The 26962-nt window shown below is 58.8% G+C and carries 22 protein-coding genes; 10 read left to right on the top strand and 12 right to left on the bottom strand.

Translation table 11 applies throughout. The features are described from left to right. The first annotated feature begins 190 nt into the window (after window positions 1–190). From ACZRJ6_RS04805 to ACZRJ6_RS04820, 4 genes are all read left to right on the top strand, one after another. Entirely contained in the window at window positions 191–679 is a 489-nt protein-coding gene (locus ACZRJ6_RS04805) for a DUF3015 domain-containing protein (protein ID WP_133099993.1), read from the top strand. Window positions 680–772: 93 nt separating this feature from the next. Further along, window positions 773–2626, top strand: a complete 1854-nt coding sequence (locus tag ACZRJ6_RS04810; RefSeq protein ID WP_463967269.1) for an Lnb N-terminal periplasmic domain-containing protein — start codon at window positions 773–775, stop codon at window positions 2624–2626. 286 nt (window positions 2627–2912) lie between these two features. Then, a complete protein-coding gene (locus ACZRJ6_RS04815) occupies window positions 2913–3269 on the top strand; it encodes a hypothetical protein (protein ID WP_463967270.1) in 357 nt (118 codons plus the stop codon). A gap of 70 nt (window positions 3270–3339) precedes the next feature. Then, on the top strand, window positions 3340–3837 hold the full coding sequence (locus ACZRJ6_RS04820; protein WP_463967271.1) for a GreA/GreB family elongation factor: 498 nt from the start codon (window positions 3340–3342) through the stop codon (window positions 3835–3837). On the opposite strand, the gene gdhA is transcribed toward ACZRJ6_RS04820, so the two are convergent. Both gdhA and ettA read right to left on the bottom strand, forming a co-directional pair. Further along, on the bottom strand, window positions 3834–5171 hold the full coding sequence (gdhA, locus tag ACZRJ6_RS04825; protein ID WP_463967272.1) for an NADP-specific glutamate dehydrogenase: 1338 nt from the start codon (window positions 5169–5171) through the stop codon (window positions 3834–3836). The genes ACZRJ6_RS04820 and gdhA overlap by 4 nt on opposite strands. Window positions 5172–5428: 257 nt before the next feature. After that, the gene (gene ettA / locus ACZRJ6_RS04830; protein WP_463967273.1) at window positions 5429–7093 is read right to left on the bottom strand and encodes an energy-dependent translational throttle protein EttA; all 1665 of its coding nucleotides are present in this window, start codon (window positions 7091–7093) and stop codon (window positions 5429–5431) included. 285 nt (window positions 7094–7378) lie between these two features. Between ettA and ACZRJ6_RS04835 the strand changes: the two genes are divergently transcribed. Both ACZRJ6_RS04835 and glyA read left to right on the top strand, forming a co-directional pair. Then, window positions 7379–11230, top strand: a complete 3852-nt coding sequence (locus ACZRJ6_RS04835) for a sensor domain-containing protein (RefSeq protein WP_463967274.1) — start codon at window positions 7379–7381, stop codon at window positions 11228–11230. Window positions 11231–11379: 149 nt separating this feature from the next. Beyond that, window positions 11380–12633: a serine hydroxymethyltransferase gene (glyA, locus tag ACZRJ6_RS04840; RefSeq protein ID WP_463967275.1), complete on the top strand. Its 1254-nt coding sequence runs from the start codon at window positions 11380–11382 to the stop codon at window positions 12631–12633. Between the two features lie 138 nt (window positions 12634–12771). Here glyA and yjiA read toward each other — a convergent pair whose 3' ends face one another. Genes yjiA through ACZRJ6_RS04855 form a run of 3 tightly spaced genes read right to left on the bottom strand, consistent with a single transcriptional unit; the run spans window position 12772 to window position 16090 of the window. After that, a complete protein-coding gene (yjiA, locus tag ACZRJ6_RS04845; RefSeq protein WP_463967276.1) occupies window positions 12772–13776 on the bottom strand; it encodes a GTPase in 1005 nt (334 codons plus the stop codon). A 34-nt stretch (window positions 13777–13810) separates the two neighbouring features. Then, the gene (locus tag ACZRJ6_RS04850; RefSeq protein WP_003182142.1) at window positions 13811–14008 is read right to left on the bottom strand and encodes a YbdD/YjiX family protein; all 198 of its coding nucleotides are present in this window, start codon (window positions 14006–14008) and stop codon (window positions 13811–13813) included. A 15-nt stretch (window positions 14009–14023) separates the two neighbouring features. After that, window positions 14024–16090, bottom strand: a complete 2067-nt coding sequence (locus ACZRJ6_RS04855; protein ID WP_463967277.1) for a carbon starvation CstA family protein — start codon at window positions 16088–16090, stop codon at window positions 14024–14026. Window positions 16091–16264: 174 nt separating this feature from the next. Between ACZRJ6_RS04855 and ACZRJ6_RS04860 the strand changes: the two genes are divergently transcribed. Next, window positions 16265–16636, top strand: a complete 372-nt coding sequence (locus ACZRJ6_RS04860; RefSeq protein WP_463967278.1) for a PilZ domain-containing protein — start codon at window positions 16265–16267, stop codon at window positions 16634–16636. 26 nt (window positions 16637–16662) lie between these two features. Here the strand turns inward: ACZRJ6_RS04860 and radA are convergent, their stop codons facing one another. The 3 genes from radA to katB form a co-directional block, all read right to left on the bottom strand. Continuing rightward, window positions 16663–18030 carry a DNA repair protein RadA gene (gene radA / locus ACZRJ6_RS04865; RefSeq protein WP_463967279.1) on the bottom strand — a complete coding sequence of 456 codons (1368 nt, stop codon included), beginning with the start codon at window positions 18028–18030 and terminating at the stop codon, window positions 16663–16665. Between the two features lie 34 nt (window positions 18031–18064). Then, window positions 18065–18604, bottom strand: coding sequence for an ankyrin repeat domain-containing protein (locus tag ACZRJ6_RS04870; RefSeq protein ID WP_463967280.1), 540 nt, complete (start codon window positions 18602–18604; stop codon window positions 18065–18067). Window positions 18605–18682: 78 nt separating this feature from the next. Beyond that, entirely contained in the window at window positions 18683–20224 is a 1542-nt protein-coding gene (katB, locus tag ACZRJ6_RS04875) for a catalase KatB (RefSeq protein ID WP_463967281.1), read from the bottom strand. A 287-nt stretch (window positions 20225–20511) separates the two neighbouring features. Between katB and mscL the strand changes: the two genes are divergently transcribed. Then, window positions 20512–20928: a large-conductance mechanosensitive channel protein MscL gene (gene mscL, locus ACZRJ6_RS04880; protein ID WP_463967282.1), complete on the top strand. Its 417-nt coding sequence runs from the start codon at window positions 20512–20514 to the stop codon at window positions 20926–20928. A gap of 42 nt (window positions 20929–20970) precedes the next feature. Here the strand turns inward: mscL and ACZRJ6_RS04885 are convergent, their stop codons facing one another. Continuing rightward, entirely contained in the window at window positions 20971–21747 is a 777-nt protein-coding gene (locus ACZRJ6_RS04885) for a ferredoxin--NADP reductase (protein ID WP_463967283.1), read from the bottom strand. Window positions 21748–22181: 434 nt separating this feature from the next. On the opposite strand from ACZRJ6_RS04885, the gene ACZRJ6_RS04890 reads away from it, so the two are divergent. Together ACZRJ6_RS04890 and ACZRJ6_RS04895 are read left to right on the top strand one after the other, a co-directional pair. Continuing rightward, entirely contained in the window at window positions 22182–22892 is a 711-nt protein-coding gene (locus ACZRJ6_RS04890; RefSeq protein ID WP_463967284.1) for a helix-turn-helix transcriptional regulator, read from the top strand. 208 nt (window positions 22893–23100) lie between these two features. Further along, on the top strand, window positions 23101–24225 hold the full coding sequence (locus ACZRJ6_RS04895; RefSeq protein ID WP_463967285.1) for a methyltransferase: 1125 nt from the start codon (window positions 23101–23103) through the stop codon (window positions 24223–24225). A gap of 60 nt (window positions 24226–24285) precedes the next feature. Here the strand turns inward: ACZRJ6_RS04895 and ACZRJ6_RS04900 are convergent, their stop codons facing one another. Genes ACZRJ6_RS04900 through ACZRJ6_RS04910 form a run of 3 tightly spaced genes read right to left on the bottom strand, consistent with a single transcriptional unit; the run spans window position 24286 to window position 26928 of the window. Then, window positions 24286–24453 (bottom strand): DUF2474 domain-containing protein, encoded by a 168-nt coding sequence (locus ACZRJ6_RS04900; protein WP_003215809.1) that lies wholly within the window; start codon window positions 24451–24453, stop codon window positions 24286–24288. A 12-nt stretch (window positions 24454–24465) separates the two neighbouring features. After that, window positions 24466–25473 (bottom strand): cytochrome d ubiquinol oxidase subunit II, encoded by a 1008-nt coding sequence (gene cydB, locus ACZRJ6_RS04905; protein WP_149410773.1) that lies wholly within the window; start codon window positions 25471–25473, stop codon window positions 24466–24468. A 3-nt stretch (window positions 25474–25476) separates the two neighbouring features. Next, entirely contained in the window at window positions 25477–26928 is a 1452-nt protein-coding gene (locus ACZRJ6_RS04910; protein ID WP_149410772.1) for a cytochrome ubiquinol oxidase subunit I, read from the bottom strand. Between the last annotated feature and the right edge of the window lie 34 nt (window positions 26929–26962).

A 26962-nucleotide genomic window follows, 5' to 3' on the forward strand; every position in this document is an offset into this window, starting at 1 on the left:
GAAAGCATAGACACAAGATCGGCCTTGCCAAAAAACCTCGGTGTTCTCAATTGTTTTACAAAAAGCCACGGAACCCTTGGATCGTGCCTAAACTCCAAACTGCGCGGGTTGGACTAATAACCGACCCCTAGGGTGCTGTGAGGCACCTGAAACCCTTGTCCATTGGTTTGCACACTAAGAGAATAAAGCTATGAAACGGATCCTTCTCGGTACTCTCTTCACCGTCGTCTCCCTCAATGCAATGGCTGAAGCGCCAGGTGGCCCGAACTGCGGCTGGGGTAACCTGCTGTTCGAAGGCCAACGCGGTACTCCCGCTCACTTCCTGGCTTCCACCACCAACGGTACCTCCGGTAACGCCACCTTCGGCATGACCTCGGGCACCAACGGTTGCGCCACCAACAGCGCCCTGACTTACGGCGGCAAATCGTGGATTGCCATGAATGGCATGATGAACGAGCTGTCCGAAGACATGGCCAAAGGCAATGGCGAAGCGCTGACCACCTACGCCGTGGTACTGGGTGTTGCTCCAGAAGATCGTGAGCACTTTGCAGCTGTAACTCACGAACACTTCCAGCAGATCTTCAGCAAGGCTGACGTGACCGCAGAAGACGTGCACTCCAACACCATCGCGGTACTGAAAAGCGACACCCGTCTGGCGAAATACGCGACCCAGGCTTAATCTCGACCCACCCGCGCCTTTCGAGGCGCGGGTTTTATATTTTTGGACCTGCCCCTACTTTGGGTCTTTTTTATTTCGACTTAAGTTGCCCCTATGCTCAAACGCCTTGTTTGCCTGGCACTCTTCGCCTGCACCCCGCTGCATGCGGCACCGCACCTTGATGATCAACGTTTGCAGCAACTGGCCAACGACCCATTCTGGCTATCGCTGGGGCATTACGAAGCGGGCAAGCTAAAAGGCTGGCGCAGTTATGTCAGCGATCAGAAGTTTTTCCTCGCCGCCGACGGCGCCCATCACCCGGATGCAGAACTCAAGGCCACCGTACAGGCGCTCTACGCCCCGGCGACGGCAGGCGAAAAACACGCCCAATGCGTTTACCCGGCACGTACCCGCTGGCTCAAGGACCAGTTGCAGCTGACTGACTTGCCAACCATGGACTGCACAGAATTCAAGCAATGGTTCAAGGACGTCGCCCCCCACAGCGCGGTGATGATCTTCCCGGCAGCCTACCTCAACAGCCCGTCGTCAATGTTCGGCCACACCCTGCTGCGCATCGACCAAGCTGACGTACAAAGTAACAACACCGCCCTGCTCAGCTACGCGATCAACTTCGGCGCCTATATCGAAGGCTCGGACAACAGCATCCTCTATGCCTGGAAAGGCTTGATGGGCGGCTATCCTGGCCTCTTTGCCCTGGTGCCCTATCAGGAAAAACTCTCGGAATACCGTAGCCTTGAGAACCGCGACCTGTGGGAATACCGGCTGAACCTGACCCAGGTCGAGACCGAGCGCATGGTCGAGCACGTCTGGGAACTCAAACAGATTCAGTTCGACTATTTCTTCTTCGACGAAAACTGCTCCTACCGCCTGCTGGAACTGCTGCAAGTGGCACGGCCGGGCCTGCGGCTGACCGAACAGTTCCCGCTGACAGCCATTCCCACCGACACGGTTAAAGCCGTGAAGGACGCCGGACTGGTGGAGAAAATCGACTACCGGCCCTCCCGCGAACGTGAACTGCTGGAGCGCGCCAAGCCCCTGGACGGCGATGAACAGCAGTGGGTGCTGAAAATCAGCGACGACCAGAAACAATTGCAGGACCCGACCTTCAAGGCCATCACCAAGGATCGCCAGGCGCTGATCATCGACGCAGCCTATCGTCTGGGCCGCTACCGCGCCAATGGCCTGGAGCGCGATACCGAGCGCTCCCAGCGCAGCTTCGAATTGCTGCGGGCAATCAACCAGAACCCGGCGCCGGACCTTAAAATCGAACGCCCCGGCCTGCCCGAAAACGGCCACGAATCCCGCACCTGGCAAGCCGGCATCGGCACCCGTGGCGACAAGGCCTTCGGCGAATACGGCCTGCGCATGGCCTACCACGACCTCAACGACAACGCCGAAGGCTTCCCCCTGGGCGCGCAGATTGAAATCCTGCAAATGAAACTGCGTCAGTACGAAGGCAATCACTGGCAGCTGCAGCAACTGGACCTGGCAACCATTCGCTCACTGACCCCGCGCAACGAGCTGCTACAACCCTGGTCCTGGCAAGTCACCGGAGGCCTTGAGCGCGTGCCGGGCAAACATGACGACGAAACCCTGGTCAGCCACGTCAACGGCGGCGCCGGCGGCACCTGGCAACTGCGCGACGACATGCTCGGCTTCGCCCTCGGCACCGTGCGCGTGGAGCACAACAACGACTTCGACGAATTCATCTCTCCGGCTGCCGGATTCAATACCGGCGTACTCTGGAAAAATCCGCTGGGCAACCTCAGCCTGGAAGCCAAGGGCGACTTCTTCACCAACGGCGAAGTGCGGCGCAGTATCAGCCTGAATCAGCAGTGGGAATTATCCCGTAATCTGGGTTTGCGCTTAAGCGCGCAGCGGGAGTTCAGTCATCTGGCGACGCCAGTCAATGAGGTGATGCTTGAGGTGAAGTGGTATCACTATTGAGTGACGCCCGGCAGAACAATACTGCCCAAGTGTGGGGCTTGTGTGGGAGCCGGGCTTGCCCGCGATGCAGACGACTCGGTCTTTCAGTTAGACCACGGTGATGCTATCGCATCATAGGTATCTACACATTTTGAAGGCAGGAACCGCCGCAGTTGTCGAGCCCGAGCGAGGCTACGTCGGCCGCACCACTGCTCTCAGATCAATTTCTCACAGTCCTTTCACATCCTTCCAACGAATCCCCTTCTAAACTTCCCTCAACAGCCGTTCAACGGCCAGGGAGTATGAGATGTGGCGGTTCGCAGTAGCGCTGGGCCTGTTGGTGTTGATGACCGGTTGCCAGTCAACCCACGAGGATTTGCTGGCCAAGGGTTATCCACCCGCCTTTGCCGATGGTTTCGACGACGGTTGCAGCAGTGGCCGCCAGGCGGCTGGGGTGATCACCGGAGAGTTTCGCAAGAACGTCCCACGCTATCTGAAAGACCGGCCATACGCCGAAGGCTGGGACGACGGCTTCCGCCAGTGCAAGGCCATGCGCGAGAGCGAAGACCTCAATGACTATAAGGACCGCCACTGGAACGAGCGGGAACGGGCCTGGCAGCAGGAGAAGGACCGTGATGCGGCCAAGGCTTATCGCTCGCAATAGGTCGCTTTCAGACATCCATCGAAACTTAACCCCTGCGACCATGGCCCAAACTCCATAGCAGGAGAATCTCATGAGTCGAGCTTTCGTCAACGAAGACAGCGCCGCTGCCCAGGCCAGCCAACCGGTGGAACGCCAAGTCAGCGCGCAACCCAATCACCTCACTGCCCAGGGGCTGGCGCAGTTGCAGGCCAAGGTTGCCTATTTACAGCACCAGTACAGTGAAGAGTCTGCCAAGGGCGAGCAAGCCGACAAACAGCGCCAGGCTGACCTTGAGCGGGATTTGCGTTATTTCAACCAGCGTCTGCAAAGCGCCCAGGTGGTAGCACCGGCGACCTCTACCGATAAAGTGCAGATCGGCAGTTGGGTAACCTTTGCCAATGAACAGGGTGTGGAGCAACGCATTCAGTTGGTGGGTGAGGATCAGGCCGATGCCAGCGTGGGCCTGATCAACTGGGGGTCGCCTCTGGGCCGGGCGTTGCTGGGTGCCCAGGTAGGCGACGAGGTGCTGTGGAAGCGCCCCGCCGGCGATCAGTTGATCGAGATCCTGCGCATCGAGCCCCAGGTTTAGACGATGCCCTGGGCCAGCATTGCATCGGCCACTTTGACAAAGCCGGCGATATTCGCGCCCTTGACGTAGTTGACCCGGCCATTCTCCTCGCCGTAGTGCACGCATGCGTGGTGGATCGACTGCATGATGTTGTGCAGCTTGCTGTCCACTTCGCCAGCGGTCCACAGCAGGCGCATGGCGTTCTGCGACATTTCCAGGCCGCTCACCGCTACGCCGCCAGCGTTGGAAGCCTTGCCTGGGGCGAACAGGACGCCTGCGTCGATAAAGATATCCACAGCTTCAAGAGTGGTGGGCATGTTGGCGCCTTCGGCCACGCACATGCAGCCATTGCGCAACAGTGCGCGCGCGGCGTCGGCATCCAGTTCGTTCTGGGTCGCGCATGGCAGGGCGATGTCGCAGGCCAGTTCCCACGGGGTCTTGCCCGCGCGAAATTCCAGGCCGAAGCGCCCGGCCAACTCGCTGATACGACCACGCTGGATGTTTTTCAACTCCAGCAGCGCCGACCATTGCTCCTCGGTCAACCCGCTTTCGCAGTACAAGGTGCCTTCAGAGTCGGACAGGGAAATCACCTTGCCGCCCAGATCCATGACCTTGCGTGCCGCGTACTGGGCGACGTTGCCGGAGCCGGAGACCGCCACACGCTTGCCTTCGACGCGCTGGCCGTTGCGCTTGAGCATTTCTTCAGCGAAGTACACGCAGCCAAAGCCGGTGGCTTCCGGGCGGATCAGACTGCCACCGTAGCTCATGCCCTTGCCGGTCAGCACAGAGGTGAACTGGTTGCTCAGGCGTTTGTATTGGCCGAACAAGAAACCGATTTCCCGGGCGCCGACACCGATGTCGCCGGCCGGAACGTCCACGTCCGAGCCGATATGGCGGTACAGTTCGCTCATGAAGGCCTGGCAGAAACGCATGACCTCGGCGTCGCTCTTGCCCTTGGGATCAAAATCCGACCCGCCCTTGCCGCCGCCCATGGGCAGCGAGGTCAGGGAGTTCTTGAAGGTCTGTTCGAAGGCGAGGAATTTCAGCACGCCAAGGTTTACCGAAGGATGGAAGCGCAGGCCGCCCTTGTAGGGGCCGATGGCGCTGTTCATCTGGATGCGGAACCCGCGATTGACCTGGACCTTGCCGTGATCGTCGACCCAAGACACCCGAAACGTAATGGCGCGCTCCGGCTCGCAAATGCGCTCCAGGATGCCCGAGGTCAGGTAGTGGGGATTGGCTTCAAGAAACGGCCACAGGCTGCGCAGGACTTCTTCCACGGCCTGGTGGAATTCCGGCTGGTCAGGGTCGCGTTTCTTTAGACGGGAAAGGAAGGATTCAACGGATTCGATCATGAAAATTCTCGGCAAATTTAGTGTCGTTAACGGAGACTTGAGCCGGACTTTAACAACTCATGTCGCACCGCAACAGCGCAAAATGTCGCCTTTTTGAATTTAAATGGTGCGCTTGGTATAAATAACCCAGCTTTACAGGTTTGTTTGCACCTTAAGGGGGAGCGCAGCTCCAAGCATCGCACCAACAGACACCACCTCGTAGTGCGCAAAAAAAAGCGGAGCCCGAAGGCTCCGCTTTTTCAAACCACCAGCCCGAATCAGACCAGTTTTTTGTGCCGTACACGATGCGGCTGGGCAGCCGCATCGCCGAGGCGTTTCTTGCGATCGGCTTCGTACTCGGTGTAGTTGCCTTCGAAGAATACGGCCTGGGAGTCGTCTTCGTACGCCAGGATATGAGTGGCCACGCGGTCAAGGAACCACCGATCGTGAGAGATCACAATGGCGGCGCCCGGGAAGTCCAGCAGGGCTTCCTCCAGGGAGCGCAGGGTTTCCACGTCGAGGTCGTTGGACGGTTCGTCGAGCAGCAGGACGTTGCCGCCCTCTTTCAAGGTCAGGGCCAGGTGCAAGCGACCGCGCTCACCACCGGACAGGTCCTTGACGAACTTCTGCTGGTCGCCGCCCTTGAAGTTGAAACGGCCCACATAGGTGCGCGACGGAATTTCATAGTTGCCGATGCGGATCTGGTCGGAACCGTCGGAAATCTGCTGGAACACAGTCTTGCTGCCGTCGAGGTCGTCGCGGCTCTGATCCACGCAGGCAAGCTGCACGGTTTCGCCGACTTCGATGGTGCCCGAATCCGGTTGCTCCTTGCCCATCAGCATGCGGAACAGGGTGGATTTACCCGCACCGTTACCGCCGATCACGCCGACGATGGCGCCCTTGGGCATGGAGAACGACAGGTTGTCGATCAGCACGCGATCGCCGTAGCCCTTGGAAACGTTCTTGAATTCGATAACCTTGTCACCCAGGCGCGGGCCGGCCGGGATGTAGATTTCGTTGGTTTCGCTGCGCTTCTGGAATTCCTGGGATTGCATTTCCTCGAAGCGTTGCAGACGGGCCTTGGATTTGGACTGACGCGCCTTGGCACCTTTTCGTACCCACTCCAGCTCGTCTTTCATGGCCTTTTCATGGGCCGACTGCTGCTTGGATTCGGCGGCCAGACGGTCGGACTTGGCTTCCAGCCAACCGGAGTAGTTGCCCTCGTAAGGGATACCGGCGCCACGGTCGAGTTCCAGAATCCAACCGGCGACGTTGTCCAGGAAGTACCGGTCGTGCGTGATCGCAACCACAGTGCCCGGGAAGTCGTGGAGGAAGTGCTCCAGCCAGGCGACGGAATCGGCGTCCAAGTGGTTGGTGGGTTCGTCGAGCAGCAACATGTCGGGAGCCGACAGCAGCAAACGGCACAGGGCCACACGGCGTTTTTCACCACCGGACAGATGTTCGACCTTGGCGTCCCACGCCGGTAGGCGTAGCGCATCGGCGGCGACTTCCAGCTGGCGCTCCAGGTTGTGACCGTCACTGGCTTGCAGGATGGCTTCGAGCTTGGCCTGTTCGGCGGCCAGCTTGTCGAAGTCGGCATCCGGTTCAGCGTAGGCGGCGTAGACCTCGTCCAGGCGAGCCTGGGCGTTCTTGATCACACTGACCGCTTCCTCGACCACTTCACGCACGGTCTTGGTAGGGTCCAGGATGGGTTCCTGCGGCAGGTAGCCGATGTTCAGCTCGGGCATCGGACGGGCTTCACCGTCGAACTCGGTGTCGACGCCAGCCATGATTTTCAACAGCGTGGATTTACCCGAACCGTTGAGGCCGAGCACGCCGATCTTGGCGCCAGGGAAGAAGGACAGAGAAATGTTTTTCAGGATTTCCCGCTTCGGCGGAACAACTTTGCTCAGCCGATGCATGGTGAAGACGTATTGAGCCATGGTGAACCTAGCGTCAGTAACTGATGAATTAAGCGGGCGAAGCCCGTGCCAGGCCATGCGCGACGCGGGCCGTTGATGTTGATCAATGCCTGCGTACGGAAAAAGCCTGATTGTCTGGGGCTGGGACGCCCTCGCGTAACCGGCAAAGCTACCTGAATGCGGGTGGGCAGTCCAGCCAAGCGGGGCTGGCACTTTGCCACAACACAAGGCATGCTAGCCGCCCTCCGGGCGTCCGGCTTATAGTGCACGTCGCGCGCCAGTCCAGCCAAACCGCAGGATCACAGTTTGTCCAACGTCACGCCGCCAACTCCCCTGCGCGCCGCTCATATAGCGCCGGGAGCGCCCCTGCACGGAACCCTCAAAGGCGCATTGGCGACGCTGGTCCTCGTGCTGCTCGCATTATTGTTCTGGCAACTGCTGGATCAATTGCAGCAGAACCAGAAGGACCAACAGCAGTACACCATCGACTACAGCGCGGACCTCGCCGAACAGATCAGCCTGAACATGGCCTTGAGCGCACAGATCGCCCTGAATCTGCTGCCGATCGTCGAGCCACCGCGCAACGATGAACAGCAACAAGCCTTGATGCGCACCCTGCAACGCTCGTTGCCGGAACTGCGCAGCGTCGCCCTGCTCGCCCCCAGCGGAGCGGTGGTCAGTGACAGCGCCAAAGACAGCCAGGACAGCGCCTGGCTGATAGAACTGGTCAAGCGCAGCCATTCCCAGTCTTATTACTTGAGCAATAACAACGACGGCACAGTCATTTACCTGCTGCTGCATCAGCCCAGCGGCGGCGCCAAGATGCACTGGGCGTTGCGCCTGGCGCCTAACTACCTGGCCAACCTGACCCGCCAGGATGGCCAGGGCCAGCGGCCGATGTGGGTCATTGAAAACCGCCTGAACCACCGGGTGGTCAGCCGCGACAGCGGCATGACCGCCCGATGGGCGGCAGCGCTGACCCCGGACGAGCTGAACAAAAGCGTGCTGGTCACACCCTTGAGCAAAAGTGACTGGCAACTGCGCGGTCTGTTTGATCGCGTCGCCGTGCTGGAGCAACTGCTGCCGGCGTTTATCGGCAAATGTCTGCTGGGCCTGGCCTTCTCGCTGGTCCCGGTGATTGTCCTGCTGAACATGCGCCGCCGCCAGCGCCAGGTCAATGAAGGCCGCCGGCGCTACCAGGATATTTTCGAAGGCACTGGCGTGGCCTTGTGCGTTCTTGATCTGTCCGGCTTGCGCGCATTTTTCGACAAGGCCCACTTGCAGACCCGTGAACACCTGCAGGACTGGCTGCAAAACAGCCCGGAGCAACGCCAGCAACTGCTCAAGGAACTGCGCATCACCGAGGTCAACCAGGTTGCCGTGCGCCTGCTCAATGTGGCGTCCTGCGAACAAGCCTGGGAGCGCCTGATCGACGGTTGCCCGCAGAACACCACTGCCATCGGCTATCAAGTGCTCGAAGCGGTGCTCACCCAGCAAAAGCAGCTTGAGCTAGAGATTCAGCTCAACGACGTCGAAGGTAACGAACAATATCTGTGGCTGGTCATGCGCCTGCCAGAAGAGCAGCACGACTATAAGGCGGTGATCCTCAGCATCAGCGACATCACCAGCCGCAAGCTGATCGAGTTGTCCCTGGTGGAGCGCGAAGGCTTCTGGTCGGACGTGGTGCGTACCGTGCCCGATCACCTCTATGTACAGGACGTGATCAGCCAGCGGATGATTTTCAGCAACCACCATCTGGGGCACACCCTGGGCTACAACAAGCCCGAGTTGCAGCAAATGGGCGAGTACTTCTGGGAGATCCTGTTGCACCCCGAAGACGCCGAGCGCTATCACGAACTACGCCAACAGCAGCGTGCCACAGGCTACCTGGCCCAACTGCAATGCCAGTTGCGCTTTCGCCACCGTAACAATCAATGGCGTCGGTTCGATATCCGCGAACAGGCCCTGGCGCGGGACAAGTCCGACCAGGTCACGCGGATCATCGGCGTGGCCAAGGACATTACCGATCAGATCGAAGCCAGCGAGTCCCTGCGTGACAGCGAACAGCGCTACCGCATGCTGGCGGAAAGCATCAGCGATGTGATTTTTTCCACCGACAGCAAACTGGCCCTCAACTACGTCAGCCCCTCGGTGAATGCGGTGCTGGGTTATGAGGTCGACTGGATCTTCAAGAACGGCTGGCAATCGACCATTGCCAACCCGCAACAGCTGACCGGCATCTACACCCTGGTGGAGAGGGTCAGCCGCGCCCTGGACAATCCCGAGACCCTGGCCCTGCTGCGCAACGAAGTGCAGACCCAACTGTTCCTGTTCGATTGCCTGCGGGCCGATGGGCGCAAGGTGCCAATCGAACTGCGGCTGGTACTGGTGTGGGATGAGCACGGCGCGTTCGAAGGCATTCTCGGTGTCGGTCGCGACATCAGCCAGCAACGCCGCGCCGAGAAAGACCTGCGCATGGCGGCCACGGTCTTTGAACACTCCACCTCCGCGATTCTGATTACCGACCCAGCCGGTTACATCGTGCAGGCCAACGAGGCGTTCAGCCGGGTCAGCGGTTATGCCGTGGCGGATGTCCTCGACCAGTTGCCGAACATGCTCACCGTCGACGAACAACAGGAAGCGCACCTGCGTTACATACTCAAGCAGTTGCACCAGAACAGTACCTGGGAAGGTGAAGTGTGGCTCAAGCGCCGCAGCGGCGAGCACTACCCGGCATGGGTCGGCATCACCGCCGTGCTCGATGACGAGGGTGACCTGGCCAGCTACGTGTGTTTCTTCAGCGACATCAGTGAGCGCAAGGCCAGCGAACAGCGCATCCACCGCCTGGCCTACTACGACGCCCTGACACACCTGCCTAACCGCACGCTGTTCCAGGATCGCCTGCACACCGCGCTGCAGTCGGCAGAACGGCAGAAGTCGTGGGTGGTGCTGATGTTCCTCGACCTTGACCGCTTCAAACCGATCAACGATTCCCTGGGCCACGCCGCCGGCGACCGCATGCTCAAGGAAATGGCCACCCGCCTGCTGGGCTGCGTGGCTGAAGACGACACAGTCGCGCGCATGGGCGGCGACGAGTTCACCCTGTTGCTACAACCGCGAGTCAGTCGCGAGCTGGCGCTGAACCGGGCAATCCATGTGGCCGAGCAGATCCTCGCCAGCCTGGTGAAGCCGTTCGTGCTGGAGGGCCGCGAGTTTTTCGTCACGGCCAGTATCGGCATCGCGTTGAGCCCTCAGGACGGCAATGAACTGAGCCAACTGATGAAAAACGCCGACACGGCGATGTATCACGCCAAGGAACGGGGCAAGAACAACTTCCAGTTCTACCAGGCAGATATGAACGCCAGTGCCCTGGAACGCCTGGAACTGGAAAGCGATTTGCGCCACGCTCTGGAGCAAGATGAATTCGTGCTCTATTACCAACCGCAGTTCAGCGGCGATGGCAAACGTTTGACCGGCGCCGAAGCCCTGCTGCGCTGGCGCCATCCGCGACGCGGGCTGGTACCACCAGGGGATTTCATTCCGGTGCTGGAGGAGTTGGGGTTGGTGGTGGATGTGGGCGACTGGGTGATCAGCGAAGCCTGTCGCCAACTCAAGACTTGGCACCAGAACAAGGTGCGGGTACCCAAGGTCTCGGTGAATATTTCCGCCCGGCAGTTCTCCGACGGCCAGTTGGGCACGCGTATCGCCACCATCCTCAAGGACACCGGCCTTCCGCCAGCGTGCCTGGAGCTGGAGTTGACCGAAAGTATCCTGATGCGTGAAGTCAACGAAGCCATGCAGATCCTCGCCAGCCTGAAAAATCTGGGCCTGAGTATCGCGGTGGATGACTTCGGCACCGGTTACTCTTCGTTGAACTACCTCAAACAATTCCCTATCGACGTGCTGAAAATCGACCGCACCTTCGTCGATGGCCTACCGTCGGGCGAGCAGGACGCACAGATCGCCCGAGCCATTATTGCCATGGCCCACAGCCTGAACCTGGCGGTGATCGCCGAGGGCGTGGAAACCCATGAGCAGCTGGACTTCCTGCGTGAGCATGGTTGCGATGAGGTGCAGGGTTATCTGTTCGGCCGGCCGATGCCGGCGAATCGGTTCGAGGCGCAATTCAGCAATGATGCGCTGTTTGTGTTCGATTGATCTGAGGGGCCGAGTGGCCGGAAAAGAGAGAGTCGTACATCCCCAGATGAACACCACTTGTCCGCGACATGATGTCCTTTCATATGCCATCTAAAACCCATTGGGTTAGAATGCTCTCCTTTTCTGCCCCCCGATCCATGAGGACCGCCATGTTCAGCCGTGATTTGACTATTGCCAAGTACGACGCCGATCTCTTTGCCGCCATGGAGCAAGAAGCTGTGCGCCAGGAAGAGCACATTGAGCTGATCGCTTCGGAAAACTACACCAGCCCCGCGGTCATGGAGGCTCAAGGTTCGGTTCTGACCAACAAGTACGCCGAAGGTTATCCGGGCAAGCGTTACTACGGCGGCTGCGAATTCGTCGACGTGGTTGAGCAACTGGCCATCGACCGCGCCAAGGAACTGTTCGGCGCCGATTACGCCAACGTCCAGCCCCACGCTGGTTCCCAAGCCAACAGCGCCGTTTACCTGGCCCTGCTGCAAGCCGGCGACACCATCCTGGGCATGAGCCTGGCCCACGGCGGTCACCTGACCCACGGCGCCAGCGTTTCCTCCTCTGGCAAGCTGTACAACGCCGTTCAATATGGCATCGACACCAACGGCCTGATCGACTACGACGAAGTCGAGCGCCTGGCAGTCGAGCACAAGCCAAAAATGATCGTGGCCGGTTTCTCTGCCTACTCGCAGATCCTCGATTTCCCACGTTTCCGTGCAATCGCCGACAAGGTTGGCGCTTACCTGTTCGTCGACATGGCCCACGTGGCCGGCCTGGTCGCCGCTGGCGTCTACCCGAACCCGGTACCTTTCGCTGACGTGGTGACCACCACCACCCACAAGACCCTGCGCGGTCCACGTGGCGGCCTGATTCTGGCTCGCGCCAACGCCGACATCGAGAAGAAGCTGAACTCCGCCGTCTTCCCGGGCTCCCAGGGCGGCCCGCTGGAACACGTGATCGCGGCCAAGGCGATCTGCTTCAAGGAAGCACTGCAGCCTGAGTTCAAGACCTACCAGCAACAAGTGGTGAAAAACGCCAAGGCCATGGCTGGCGTGTTCATCGAGCGTGGTTTTGACGTGGTCTCCGGCGGTACTGAGAACCACCTGTTCCTGCTGTCGCTGATCAAGCAGGACATCTCTGGTAAAGACGCTGACGCAGCGCTGGGCAAGGCGTTCATCACCGTGAACAAGAACTCGGTGCCAAACGACCCACGTTCGCCGTTCGTCACCTCGGGCCTGCGCTTCGGCACCCCAGCGGTGACCACTCGTGGCTTCAAAGAGGCTGAGTGCAAGGAACTGGCTGGCTGGATCTGCGACATCCTGGCGGACCTTTCCAACGCAGCAGTGATTGATTCTGTTCGTGAGAAGGTCAAGGCCATCTGCAAGAAGCTGCCGGTATACGGCGCTTGATTGCAGTTGCTTGATTGAAAAGCCCACTGTAGGAGCGAGCTTGCTCGCGAAAAACGTCAACGATAACGCGTGCATCCTGGATGCACGCGGTGCCTATGAGTTCTTCGCGAGCAAGCTCGCTCCTACAAGTGGGCTTTTTTATGCCTGATAGATTCGCTGGAAACCCGCGCGAATCTTCTCTTCCGGCAATTCGTCAGCAATAAACACAATCACACTTTCTCGCGCTTCGCCTTCGGCCCACTCGGTGTCCCAGTCGAACCCGTAGAGCTTCAGCACGCCCTGAAAGACCATGCGGCGCTCTTCCCCGGCGATGTTCAACACGCCCTTGTAGCGTAGCAACTGCTTGCCGTGGTCTTCCAACAGCTCGTTCATGAACTCGCTGAGCTTATCGATATCCAGCGGCTGGTCGGTGCGTAGCACCAGGCTGGAGATTCGATCGATAGAGGGTGCCTTGCTCACTGGCCGCAAACTCATGCCGGCGTTGAGATTGAAACCGCGCACATCCAACAATTCAGCCAGGTCGATCTTGCCGTGTTCCACGACGCGGATTGGCGCGCGGCGGTTGATGCGAGTCAGACGTTCGCTGAGGGCCTCGAAGGTAGCGTCGTCCACCAGGTCGCGCTTGCTCACCAGTAGGCGATCAGCAAAACCGATCTGCGCCTGGGCGATGGTTTGGGTGAGATGGTGCTCGGCGTGGGCCGCGTCCACCAGGGTGATGATGCCGTCGAGGATGTAGCGCTCGCGCAGTTCTTCATCGATGAAAAAGGTCTGGGCCACGGGTGCCGGATCGGCCAGGCCGGTGCATTCGATCACCAGCCGATCGAAGGCGATCTCGCCGCTGTCCAGGCGTTCGAGCAACAGGTAGAGGGCCTTGGTCAGGTCGGTGTGGATGGTGCAGCACACGCAGCCGTTGGACAGGGTCATGACTTGCACCGGCTCGCTGCCCAATAGCTGGGTGTCGATACCGGCGTCACTGAATTCGTTTTCGATCACGGCGATTTTCAAGCCGTGTTCGGCCTTGAGCAGGTGGCGCAACAAGGTGGTTTTGCCAGCGCCGAGAAAGCCGCTGAGGATAGTGACGGGGATGGGAGAGGACAAAACGCGATTCTCCTTCAATACACAGAAATAAAAATGGGAGCCCATTTACAGGGGCTCCCACCGGAACCTGGCTAGCAGGTCAACAGCACTTTGGCCCACCCTTGCCGCCGTAACGGGCTTCCTGGCGTTCCCGGAAGAACGCCTCGTAGTCCATCATCGGCTTATCCGGGTGTTTGGTTTGCATATGCTCGACATAGTTGTCGTAGTCGGGCATACCGACCATCAGGCGCGCGGCCTGACCGAGGTACTTACCGAGGCGACTCAGGTCATTGAACATGATTGCAATCCTCTATCACGCGTCCGGTACGGCCTGGAATGGCGATTCTTTGTCCGTACGTTCCTTATTGCCCCAGGCGGCGATACCGACCTTGAGCGCATAGAACAGGATGCTGAACACCACGAACAGGAACAGCACTGTCAGCGTTGCGTTGGTGTAAGCGTTCCAGATTACGTGTTGCATCTGGTCGATGTTCTTGGCCGGAGCCAGGATTTGACCGTTTGCCAACGCATCACTGTACTTCTTGGCCAGCGACAGGAAGCCAATCGCCGGGTTGGCGTCGAACAGCTTGATGAAGCCCGCGGCGGTGGTGCAAATCAGCAACCAGATCGCTGGCAACATGGTCACCCAGATGTAGCGCTGGCGCTTCATTTTGATCAGCACAACGGTGGCGAGCATCAGCGCGATACCGGCGAGCATCTGGTTGGAGATGCCGAACAGCGGCCACAAGGTGTTGATGCCACCCAGCGGATCGATTACGCCCTGATACAGCAAGTAACCCCACATCGCCACGCAGCCTGCGGTGGCGATCAGGTTGGCAGTCCAGGACTCGGTACGCTTGAGGGCCGGCACGAAGGAGCCGAGCAAATCCTGGAGCATGAAGCGCCCGGCACGGGTGCCGGCGTCTACAGCGGTAAGGATGAACAGCGCTTCGAACAGGATTGCAAAGTGGTACCAGAACGCCATGGTGTTTTCACCCGGCAGGACACTGTGCAGGATCTGCGCAATACCGACCGCCAGGGTCGGCGCACCGCCGGCACGGGCCAGGATGGTGGTTTCACCGATGTCCTTGGCCACCGCCTGCAGCGCTTCCGGAGTAATTGCAAAACCCCAGCTGCTGACGGTTTGCGCAACGGTTACCACGTCAGAGCCGACAATCGCAGCCGGGCTGTTCATGGCGAAGTACACGCCTGGCTCGATCACCGAAGCGGCAACCATGGCCATAATGGCCACGAACGACTCCATCAACATGCCGCCGTAACCGATGTAGCGGGAATGAGCTTCATTTGCCAGCAACTTGGGCGTGGTGCCCGAGGAGATCAGCGCGTGGAAACCCGAGACCGCGCCACAGGCGATGGTGATGAACAGGAACGGGAACAGACCGCCCTTCCACACCGGGCCAGTGCCATCGATGAACTGGGTCAGTGCCGGCATTTTCAGGTCAGGCATGGTGACCAGGATGCCAATCGCCAGGGCGATGATGGTACCGATCTTCAGGAAGGTAGAAAGGTAGTCACGCGGCGCGAGGATCAGCCATACCGGCAGTACCGCTGCGACGAAGCCGTAGCCGATCAGCATCCCGGTAATCTGAATCCCGCTGAAAGTGAAGGCCTTGGCCCACACTGGATCAGCAGCAATCTGCCCGCCCAGCCAAATCGAACCCAGCAGCAACAGCACGCCGATGATCGAAATTTCGCCGATGCGGCCCGGGCGGATGTAGCGCATGTAAATGCCCATGAACATCGCGATCGGGATGGTCGCCATTACCGTGAAGATGCCCCACGGGCTTTCGGCCAGGGCCTTGACCACGATCAGCGCCAGCACCGCGAGGATGATGATCATGATCAGGAAGCAGCCAAACAGCGCGATGGTCCCGGGAATGCGGCCCATTTCTTCGCGGACCATGTCCCCCAGGGAACGGCCGTTGCGACGCGTGGAAAGGAACAGGATCATGAAATCCTGTACCGCACCCGCTAGCACTACGCCAGCAATCAGCCATAGCGTACCGGGCAGATAGCCCATCTGCGCCGCCAATACCGGGCCGACCAAAGGCCCTGCGCCGGCAATAGCCGCGAAGTGGTGACCGAAAAGAATGTGTTTGTTGGTCGGCACATAGTCCAAACCGTCGTTGTTGACCACGGCGGGGGTGGCCCGCAGTGGATCGAGCTGCATCACGTGGTTAGCGATGAACAAACTGTAGTAACGATAAGCCACCAGATAAATGGCCACAGCAGCGACCACAATCCACAAGGCGTTGATCGCCTCGCCACGGCGTAAGGCCACTACGCCTAGGGCGCATGCTCCTACAACTGCCAGCACCAGCCAGGGTAGATGGCGTAGCAGGCCATTATTATTTTTCATTTATATATTCCAGCCAGGTTGGACAGAAAGAAAGCCATCGCGAGTTTAGCGCGCCCGGCTCTAAAGACCACCCCCCTTACGTTGCTCTAGAGCCCTGTAGGCGCGAAAAAAACAGAAATATCCGCGCCATAATGGCGCAGGGCTACAATCCCCTTATATCCAGAGGGTTTCACCATGAGCGACCAGCCGTCAGATCGACGCCGTTTCCGGCGAATTGCCTTCGATGCCAGAACCGAGCTTGGGCAGAACGGACGGGTTTGGTCGGTGCAGTTAGTGGATTTATCGCTCAAGGGCCTGCTGGTGCAGCGGCCTGAACCCTGGCTTGGCCATGGCGACGAACCATTCGATGTCGATATTCATCTGGACAAGGATACCGATGTGAAAATGCAGGTGCGCCTGACCCATGACAATCATGGGCAGTTGGGGTTCGTCTGCGAACACATCGACCTCGACTCGATCAGCCACCTGAGGCGACTGATCGAGCTGAACCTCGGCGACCAGGAAGAGCTTGAGCGGGAGTTGGCCGCGTTGCTGGATCCGTTGTAGGAGCGAGGATTTTGTGGTGTTGCGGGTTACTCAAATAACGCATCCAGCGCTTGTTCCAGGCGCGTTACCCCAATCACCTGCAACCCCGGCGGCGATTCCTTTGGCGCATTGCCCTTGGGCACGATGGCCCGCTTGAAGCCGTGCTTGGCGGCTTCTTTCAAGCGCTCCTGGCCACTGGGTACCGGGCGCACTTCACCCGACAAACCGATCTCACCAAATACCAGCAAATCATGGGGCAAAGGTCGATTGCGCAGGCTGGACATCACCGCCGCCATCAATGCCAGGTCGGACGCGGTTTCCAATACCTTGACCCCGCCCACCACGTTGAGGAACACATCCTGGTCATGGGTCGGAATGCCGCCATGGCGGTGCAGCACCGCCAGTAACATGGCCAGACGATTTTGATCCAGCCCCAACGTGACACGGCGCGGATTGGCCAAGTGGCTGTCATCCACCAAGGCCTGGACTTCCACCAGCATCGGCCGGGTGCCTTCCCACGTTGCCATCACCACACTGCCCGGTACTTCTTCCTGAGCCCGCGTAAGAAAGATCGCCGAAGGATTGGAGACTTCTTTTAGCCCCCTGTCGGTCATGGCGAAGACACCCAGTTCGTTGACCGCACCAAAACGGTTTTTCACTGCCCGTAGCAGACGTAAACGACCGTCGGATTCACCCTCGAAATACAGCACGGTATCCACCATGTGTTCCAGCACCCGTGGGCCGGCCAGTGCGCCCTCTTTGGTCACATGCCCCACCAGGAAAATCGCCGTGCCGCTCTGTTTCGCGTAACGCACCAACAGCGCAGCACTTTCCCGAACCTGGGACACGCCACCCGGCGCCGATTGCAGTTGCTCAGTGAAAATCGTCTGGATCGAGTCGATCACCATGACCTTGGGCTTTTCCAGGCGGGCGGTGGCGATGATGCTTTCGATGCAGGTTTCGGTCATCACCCGCAATTTGTCCTGAGGCAAGCCCAGGCGACGGGCGCGCATGGCCACTTGTTGCTGAGATTCTTCGCCGGTGACGTACAGCGCCGACATGCGGCTGGCGATGCTGCACAGGGTTTGCAGCAGAATGGTGGATTTGCCGATCCCCGGATCACCGCCAATCAGCACCACCGAGCCGTCCACCAGGCCGCCACCGAGCACCCGGTCCAGCTCGCCGGAGGCGGTGGAGAAGCGCGGGATCTCTTCGACGCTGACTTCGGCCAGGGTCTTGATCTGGGTTTGCTGCCCGGTCCAGCCGGAACGGCGGCTGGGAGGCGCAGCACCACCGCTTTCCACCATGGTTTCGGTGAGGGTGTTCCACGCGCCGCATTCACCGCACTGGCCGGCCCACTTGGGAAAGGTCGCGCCGCACTCTGTGCAGCCGTACATGCGCTTGGCCTTTGCCATCCGAGAACCTCCACCGAAAAAACGCGATGATAGCTCAGCGCGGCTCGGCGGTACGGATTTCACCACTGGCCAACCGTGAAGCGCTGTTACCGACCGGGTCTTCGGCGTTCAGGTCGGCGCCCTTGGCCTTCAGTTCATCCAGCAGTTCAACCCGCTTGAACAGTCCCGCATACATGGCCGCCGTCTGTCCGGCGCCGTTGCGCTGGTCGGGGTTACAGTCGGTGGCCAGCAAACGCTGGGCAATTTTCAGTTCACCCTTGAAAATCGCCCCCATTAGCGCGGTGTTGCCACGCTTGTCCTGGGCGCAGGCATCGGCGCCGACCGCCAATAGTCGGTCCACCGCAGGGCCTTGTCCGTGGTAGGCGGCAAGAATCAGCGCGGTGTAGCCCTTTTCGTCGACCGTATTCAGGGAATAGCCGGCGTCAATAAAGGTATCGAGCATTTCCACGTCGCCCCGGCGGGCGGCATCGAAGTAGTAATCCTGCAGTTGCGCCTTGACCGCCGCCGGGCCTGACGGCTCGGCATGTGCGGCAAATGCCAGCAATATCATCAGCAAACCGATGAAGATACGCATGGAGTCTCTCCTCGTAACGTAATGCCCCCCGTAGCAGTTGCCGAGTAGAACGAGGCTACGGGGGAGCAAAACAACGGGTTAGTCGGTCAGCTTCTCAGCCAATGTCTTAACGCGAGCCAGATCACCCTTGGCGACCTTGGCCACGCCGGTGCCGTACTCGGGGTCAGCCTTGTAGAGGAACGACAAGATGATGTGCTTGCTCACGTCATCAGTGGTGGCCAGGGAGCCGCCGAAATTGTCGATCAAGTCCTGACGCTCTTTCTTGCTGAAGGAACGGTACAAGTCACCGGCCTGCTTGAAGTTCTGCTCACGCTGGATCTTCGCCTGCTGGGCCGTCCCCGACAGCGCCATCTGGCTATAGCGCGCACTTTGCGGCTCTTCCCGTGGCAGCAGGCGGCTTGGCTGGTAGTTCACGCCGCTGGTGCTTTTGCCAAAGTTCATCGCGCCATCCTGGTTACCGTTGTTGACGGTGACCCGTGGAGCATTGATCGGCAGTTGCAGGGCATTGGCGCCCAGACGGTACATTTGCGTATCGGCGTAGGAGAATACCCGGCCTTGCAGCAGACGATCTTCCGACGGCTCGATGCCCGGCACCAGATTGGCCGGGGCCATGGCTACTTGTTCGGTTTCCTGGAAGACATTGGCCGGGTTACGATTCAAGACCATTTGCCCAACTTTGCGCTCAGGAACATTCGGCCAGATCTTGGTGGCGTCCAATGGATCGAAGTCAAACTTGGCGAGGTCTTGCGGCTTGAGCACTTGCACGTACAAATCCCACTTGGGGAAGTCGCCTTTATTGATATGCGTGACCAAGTCATTGGTCATATGGCTGTAGTCACGACCCTGAACTTCGCCAACCTGCTTGGGCTCAAGGTTCTTGATACCCTGCTGGCTCTTCCAGTGGAACTTGACGTAGTGCACTTCGCCCTTGGCATTGATCAACTTGTAGGCGTGTACACCGTTACCGTCCATTTCCCGGTAACTGGCCGGGGTTCCGGAGTTGGAGTACAACTCGGTCAGGGTGCGGGTGGACTCTGGAACATGGGAGAAGAAGTCGAAACGACGGGAGTCATCGTCGAGGTTAGTGCGTGGGTCTGGTTTGAAGGCGTGAACCATGTCCGGGAACTTGATGGCATCGCGGATAAAAAACGTCGGGAAGTTGTTGCCGACCAAGTCCCAGTTACCTTCGGCGGTATAGAACTTGGTGGCGAAACCGCGAGGGTCGCGCAAGGTTTCCGGGGAATGGTTGCCGTGTACTACAGCCGAGAAGCGCACGAATACCGGGGTGGCTTCACCAACGGCAAAAACTTTGGCCTTGGTCAGGTCGCTGAGGTTATCGGTGACTGTGAAAGTACCGTGGGCGCCAGTGCCACGGGCATGGACGACACGCTCGGGAATACGCTCACGGTCAAAACGCTGCAGCTTCTGGATCAGTTGCACGTCTTGCAGCAGCACCGGGCCAGTGGCGCCAGCGGTTTGCGAGTTCTGGTTGTCGCCTACTGCAGCACCATTATCGCGGGTCAGGTTGGCAGCTTGTACGGATAGCGAAAGCAGGCTGGCGGTCACCATGAACAGCACGTAACGTGCAGTAATAGGCCCGCGATTAATAGGGTTTTTCATCAAGGTTTCCTCTGGTTTTTTTAATGCACATTCAGTTGTGCTTACCAGAGGCTAGTGACCGTAGAGTCAGAAGATAAATAGAAAAACCATACCAGGTCGATTGAAAAAATAGCGTGGTAAGGCACTGAAATTATGGGTAATTCGCGCGCGAATGATGGCACTTTGCAAACTATTTACGATTTAATGTGTCGATTACAACGAACACTGTTAACAGTTGTGTCGCGCACGCCGTGCAGGACTGACTTACACTGGGTTCTACCCTCCTCATCTGTAACAAGGAATAACCTATGGGCGTGATAAATGAGTTCAAGGCCTTCGCGGTCAAAGGTAATGTGGTCGACATGGCCGTCGGTATTATCATCGGCGCCGCCTTCGGCAAAATTGTTTCCTCCTTTGTAGGCGACGTGGTGATGCCCCCTATCGGTCTGTTGATCGGTGGCGTGGACTTCGGTGATCTGGCCGTGACACTCAAGGCCGCGCAGGGCGACATCCCGGCAGTGGTCCTGGCCTATGGCAAGTTTATCCAGAGCATGATCGACTTCGTGATTGTGGCGTTTGCGATCTTCATGGGCGTTAAGGCCATCAACCGCCTCAAACGCGAGGAGGCCGTGGCACCTAGCCTGCCGCCGGTACCAACCAAGGAAGAAAAGCTGCTGGAGGAGATCCGCGATCTGCTCAAGGCACAGAACAGCAAGCCCGAGTAATCGGCGGGCAAAAAAACGGCGCCTTTATCAGGCGCCGTTTTTTTACCAGTAGTTTTCCACCGCCACCTGCCCCGGCCGCCGGGTCAGGCTCAACTGCATGTCCCGCTGTTTAAGCAACTGGCGTGTGTCATCGATCATCTGCGGGTTGCCACAAATCATTACCCGCGAATGCTCCGGTGTCAGCTCGACGCCGGCCGCACGCTCCAGCTCACCATTCTCGATCAGCGCAGTGATCCGCCCATTCAGCGCCCCCGCATGCTGCTCACGAGTGACGATGGGAATATAGGTGAGCTTATGGGCATGCTCCACCAGGTACTCGCGCTCGCCCAGCGCATTGATCAGTGACTGATAGGCCAGCTCCCTGGCCTCCCGGGCACTGTAGACCAAGATGATCCGCTCGAACTTCTCCCAGACTTCAAAGTCCTGCAGGATCGACAGGAACGGCGCGACCCCGGTGCCGGTACCCAGCAACCACAGGTCGCGGCCATCAGCAAAGCGGTCCAGAGTCAGGAAACCGGTAGCCTGGCGCTCCACCAGCAAGATATCGCCCTCGCGCAGTCGGCTCAGTTCGCTGGTGAACTCGCCACCGGGCACCACAATAGAGAAGAAATCGAGGTGTTCGTCAAAGGGCGAAGACGCCACAGAGTAGGCACGCCACACGATACTGCCATCGGCCTTGGTCACGCCCAGGCGGACGAACTGACCAGCCCGAAAGCGAAAGCCTGGGTCTCGGGTGGTACGCAGGGTAAACAGGCTGGGGGTCAGCGACTGCACATCGAGAAGGGTCTGGCGTGTGTATTTTTCAGCACTGGCCGTCATGAGGGACTCCGTTTCACAGATGGCCCTAGTGTCCCTCAAAGTGACGCGTGGAAACACTGGTGGTTTGTAATGGCATCGCCCAGAGACAGCAGTAGCTGTGCTGTCATTTTCACCAACCGCAGAAACCCTTAGTAGTGGCAATTTAGTGTCGCATCAATCATTTAGCTATTGAGCAAGTTACAAGAGCGCCATTACACGGAACTTGCCATTCTAATGAGCACAACGGCAACTCATTGAAAATCAAAAAAATCGCCATTTCCTGACGACTACTTGTAACGCCTACTAACGCACCGCATTTAGAAAATGCATAAGCCTGCACTTGAAGATAGCGAATCTTTTATTTCGCTTCGCAGGATATGCCCTACACTCATTTGCGTGCCGCATTGGGGTCCAGGACGTACCCAAGCTACAGCAATACTCAAGGAGAGTTACCGATGCTCAATTGGCGCAACACCCGTCTCCCCAAACTGAAAGGTGAGAACGAAATAACCAGCATGTTTGAAGCAGCCCTTAACATTACCTTTGAACTCGGCTTCCAATACTGTGCTTTTAGCATGAGTTCTCAACTACCACAGATTCAAAAAAAACCTATTTTTATCAATAACTATCCAAGTGAATGGAATCAGCTTTATAAACAACAAAACTACTTCGACATGGACCCTGTTGTTTCCCACTGTAAACGCTGCGTGCTACCTGTTGTCTGGGAAGAAAAAACTTTCTCCAGCGCTCCCGACTTGTGGGTTCATGCGCAGTCCTACGGTCTGAATTTCGGGTGGACCCAACCCGTCCATGACTTTCAGGGGGTTTTCAGCATGCTGAGCCTGGGGCGCAGCGAATGCCCTGTGAGCCCGGAGGAGCTTTACGAAAAAGCCGGACAAGTCCTCTGGCTTTGTCATGCCTTGCATGCGGTGGTGGCGCAAAAATACTCGACCAACCCCCTCGTTCCTCCACCCACCAAGCTGACATCACGGGAAACCGAAGTCCTGCAATGGTCAGCGCTGGGCAAGACCGCAGCGGATATCGCTACTATTTTGTGCCTATCCGAACGTACCGTCGGTTTTCATATCAGCAGTTCGATAAAAAAACTGGGAGTCAGTAACAAGATTGCTGCCGTGATGACGGCAGTGAAAACCGGCCTGTTTTAACCCGCACGCCCAAGACGCTCTGAACGCCTGCAGCGTGACGCAAAACACCGAATGTAATCCCCAGGAAAAAAAAGTAACATTTACGGCCAGTTCTGAGTGATGAAGCAGCCTCCAACACCGTGCGTCGAAGTCCACTCAGAAGGTTCCTCACGTCAGGCCCCACAGCCAAACTACGGAACACCCGTCGATTACCCAGAGTCTCCCCGCCATGCCCCTGCTCGACAGCCCCTTCGCCCAACTCGACCTGATCCGCCAGCCAGAGCAGCAAAACGAACCGCTGCAAGCCTTCGATGCCGCCGACGATTATTTGCTCAGCCACCTGGCCGAACAACAACCGACACACGCAACCCGCGTTCTGGTGCTCAATGACAGCTTTGGCGCTCTGGCGGCCAGTCTTGAAGGGCATGTACAAGTGACGTCCAGCGGCGATTCGTTCCTCGGTGCCCTGGCACTGGAGAAAAACCTGGTGCGCAATGGCAAGCCATTCGATGCGGTGTCGAGCGTGCCCGCCAGCCAGGCGCTGATCGGACCTTTTGATCGAGTGCTGATCCGCGTGCCGAAAACCCTGGCGCTGCTCGAAGAGCAATTGATCCGCCTGCAGGGCCAACTGGCGCCCGGCGCCGAGGTGATTGCCGGGGCGATGGTCAAGCACCTGCCTCGGGCGGCCGGAGAGTTACTGGAGCGCTACATCGGGCCGATGCATGCGTCCCTGGCAGTGAAAAAAGCCCGTTTGCTGATCGCCACCCTGGCCGACCGGCCACAGGCCGTTTCGCCTTATCCCACTCGCTATCGCCTGGAAACGCCGTCCATCGAACTGCTCAACCATGCCAACGTGTTTTGCCGCGAAGACCTGGATATCGGCACCCGGGCATTTCTACCGCACCTGCCACAGAACCTGGGCAACGCCCGGGTCGCAGATCTGGGCTGCGGCAATGGCGTACTAGCGATTGCGAGCGCCCTGCAAAACCCACTGGCGCAGTACACCTTGGTGGACGAGTCGTACATGGCCGTGCAATCGGCGGCCGAGAATTGGCGAGCGGCGCTGGGCGAGCGGGATGTGGTGATTCGTCCTGGCGATGGCCTGGCCGATCAGGAACCGCAATCCCTGGACGTGGTGCTGTGCAATCCGCCGTTCCACCAGCAGCAGGTGGTGGGGGACTTCCTCGCCTGGCGTATGTTCCAGCAGGCTCGCGAAGCGCTGGTGGTGGGCGGTGCCCTCTATATCGTCGGCAACCGCCATTTGGGTTATCACAGTAAGTTGGCGCGGTTGTTTCGGGGTGTCGAGCAAGTCGCCGCCACGCCGAAGTTCGTGATTCTGAAAGCACGAAAATAAATTAAAAAAACCCTCCGTGAGGAGGGTCATAAACCGTGCTGCAAGGCAACGGGATGGATGTCAGTGAGTGGTCAAGCCCGCAGCGTTCATGAACATGCGCATCAGGCTGGCCACTACAAACAGGGCCAGGACGCTGCCGGTCCAAATCATCGCCAGCCAGCCCAGGCGTTGCCAGAGCGGCTTTTTCTCGGCCTGTTCGATGTCGTGCAACGAAGGTTTGCCGGACATTGATCGATCCTCCTAGTGATAACCGTCTTCGTGGGTGACCTTGCCGCGGAACACGTAATAGCTCCAGAAGGTGTAGCCCAGAATGAACGGGATGATAAACAGCGTGCCCACCAGCATGAAGCCCTGGCTTTGCGGCGGCGCAGCGGCGTCCCAGATCGAGATCGACGGGGGCACGATGTTCGGCCACAGGCTGATGCCCAGGCCGCTGTAGCCAAGGAAGATCAGCACCAGGGTCAGCAGGAACGGCGTGTAGTGAGCGTTGCGAGCTACGGCACGCACCAGGCCGTACATGGTCACCAGCACCAGGATCGGTACCGGCAGGAACCAGAACAGGTTCGGCAGGGTGAACCAGCGCGAAGCAATGTCCGGGTGTGCCAGCGGCGTCCAGATGCTGACAATACCAATCACCGCCAACACCACGAATGCCAGGGGCCGCGCCAGGTTATGCATCTGTTCCTGCAACTTGCCTTCAGTCTTCATGATCAGCCAAGTGCAGCCCAGCAGCGCATAAGCAATGATCAGTGCCACGCCACAGAACATCGTAAACGGCGTGAACCAGTCCAGCGAACCTCCGGCGAACTGACGATCAACCACGGGAAAGCCATCGATAAACGCCCCCAAGGCCACGCCCTGGAAGAAGGTCGCCGTCAGCGAACCGCCGATAAAGGCCTTATCCCACAGGTGGCGCTTGTCATCCTTGGCCTTGAAGCGAAACTCAAAGGCCACACCGCGGAAGATCAAGCCGATCAGCATCAGGATCAACGGTAGGTACAGCGCCGAGAGCACCACCGAGTAAGCCAGCGGAAACGCGCCGAACAGCGCCGCGCCCCCCAGTACCAGCCAGGTTTCGTTGCCGTCCCAGACAGGGGCGACGGTGTTCATCATCACGTCGCGGTCGGTCTTGCCCTTGATAAAGGGGAAGAGAATGCCAATGCCCAAGTCAAACCCGTCCATGACCACGTACATCATGATGCCGAATATGATGATCACGGCCCAGATCAGCGGAAGATCAATACCCATGACTCAATTCCCCTTCTTCTGACTATCGGCCAGGCTGTCGCCATGATCGGCGTCGGAGCTGTCATCGGCCGCCGACAACGGCCGGGCCGGTGTGCGTTGTTGCCCGGGCCCACCGTGGGCCGGCTCGGTACTGTCGTCGGTGACCGGGCCTTTGCGCACCAGGCGCATCATGTAGCCAAGACCGGCACCGAACAGGGCGAAATACACCACCACAAACAGCGCCAGGGTGATGCTCATCTGCACGAAGCTATGCCCGGAAGAAGCATCCGCCGTGCGCATCAGCCCGTAGACCACCCACGGCTGGCGACCAATTTCCGTGGTGAACCAGCCCGCCAGAATCGCGATCAGGCCGGACGGCCCCATCCACAGCGCCAGGTAAAGGAACGGCCTGGAGGTATAAATCTTGCCGCCCCTGCGCAGCCAGAGACTGAACAGGCCAGTGAAGATCATCAACAAACCAAGCCCGACCATGACCCGGAACGACCAGAACACGATAGTCGAGTTGGGACGGTCCTCAGGCGGAAAGTCCTTGAGGGCCGGCACCTGCTTGTCCAGGGAGTGGGTCAGGATCAGGCTGCCCAGGTAAGGGATTTCTACCGCGTATTTGGTTTTTTCGGCCTTCATGTCGGGCCAGCCGAACAGGATCAGCGGCGTAGGCTCGTCACCGATATTTTCCCAGTGACCTTCGATGGCAGCGATTTTCGCCGGCTGGTGCTTCAAGGTGTTGAGGCCGTGGAAGTCACCGATAACCGCCTGGATCGGCGCCACGATCAGCGCCATCCACATGGCCATCGAGAGCATGGTGCGGATCGCCGGGCTGTCTTTGCCCCGCAGCAGGTGCCAGGCCGCCGAAGAACCGACAAAGAACGCCGTGGCAACAAAGGCAGCGGTAGCCATGTGCATCAAGCGGTAAGGGAATGACGGGTTGAAGATCACCGCAAACCAGTCCGTGGGGATCACCCGGCCGTCAATGATTTCAAAGCCCTGGGGCGTCTGCATCCAGCTGTTGGAGGCAAGAATCCAGAACGTCGAGATCAGCGTGCCGACCGCCACCATCACCGTGGCGAAGAAGTGCAGTTTGCGCCCGACCTTGTTCCAGCCAAACAGCATTACCCCAAGGAAACCGGCTTCGAGGAAGAAGGCGGTGAGCACCTCATAGGTCAGCAGCGGCCCGGTGACTGCACCAGCGAAGTCCGAGAATCGACTCCAGTTGGTACCGAACTGATAGGCCATGACCAAACCCGAGACCACGCCCATGCCGAAGTTGACGGCAAAGATCTTCGACCAGAAATGGTAGAGGTCACGGTAGGTGTCGTTGTGGGTCTTGAGCCATAAGCCTTCCAGCACCGCGAGGTAACTGGCCAGGCCGATGGTGATGGCCGGGAACAGGATGTGGAACGAGATGGTGAACGCGAATTGGATTCGGGCGAGGTCTAGCGCCTCCAAACCAAACATAAGTCTTCCTCTGTCAGGTAATACCGGCTGCTGG

This window comes from Pseudomonas sp. C321 (assembly GCF_055407105.1).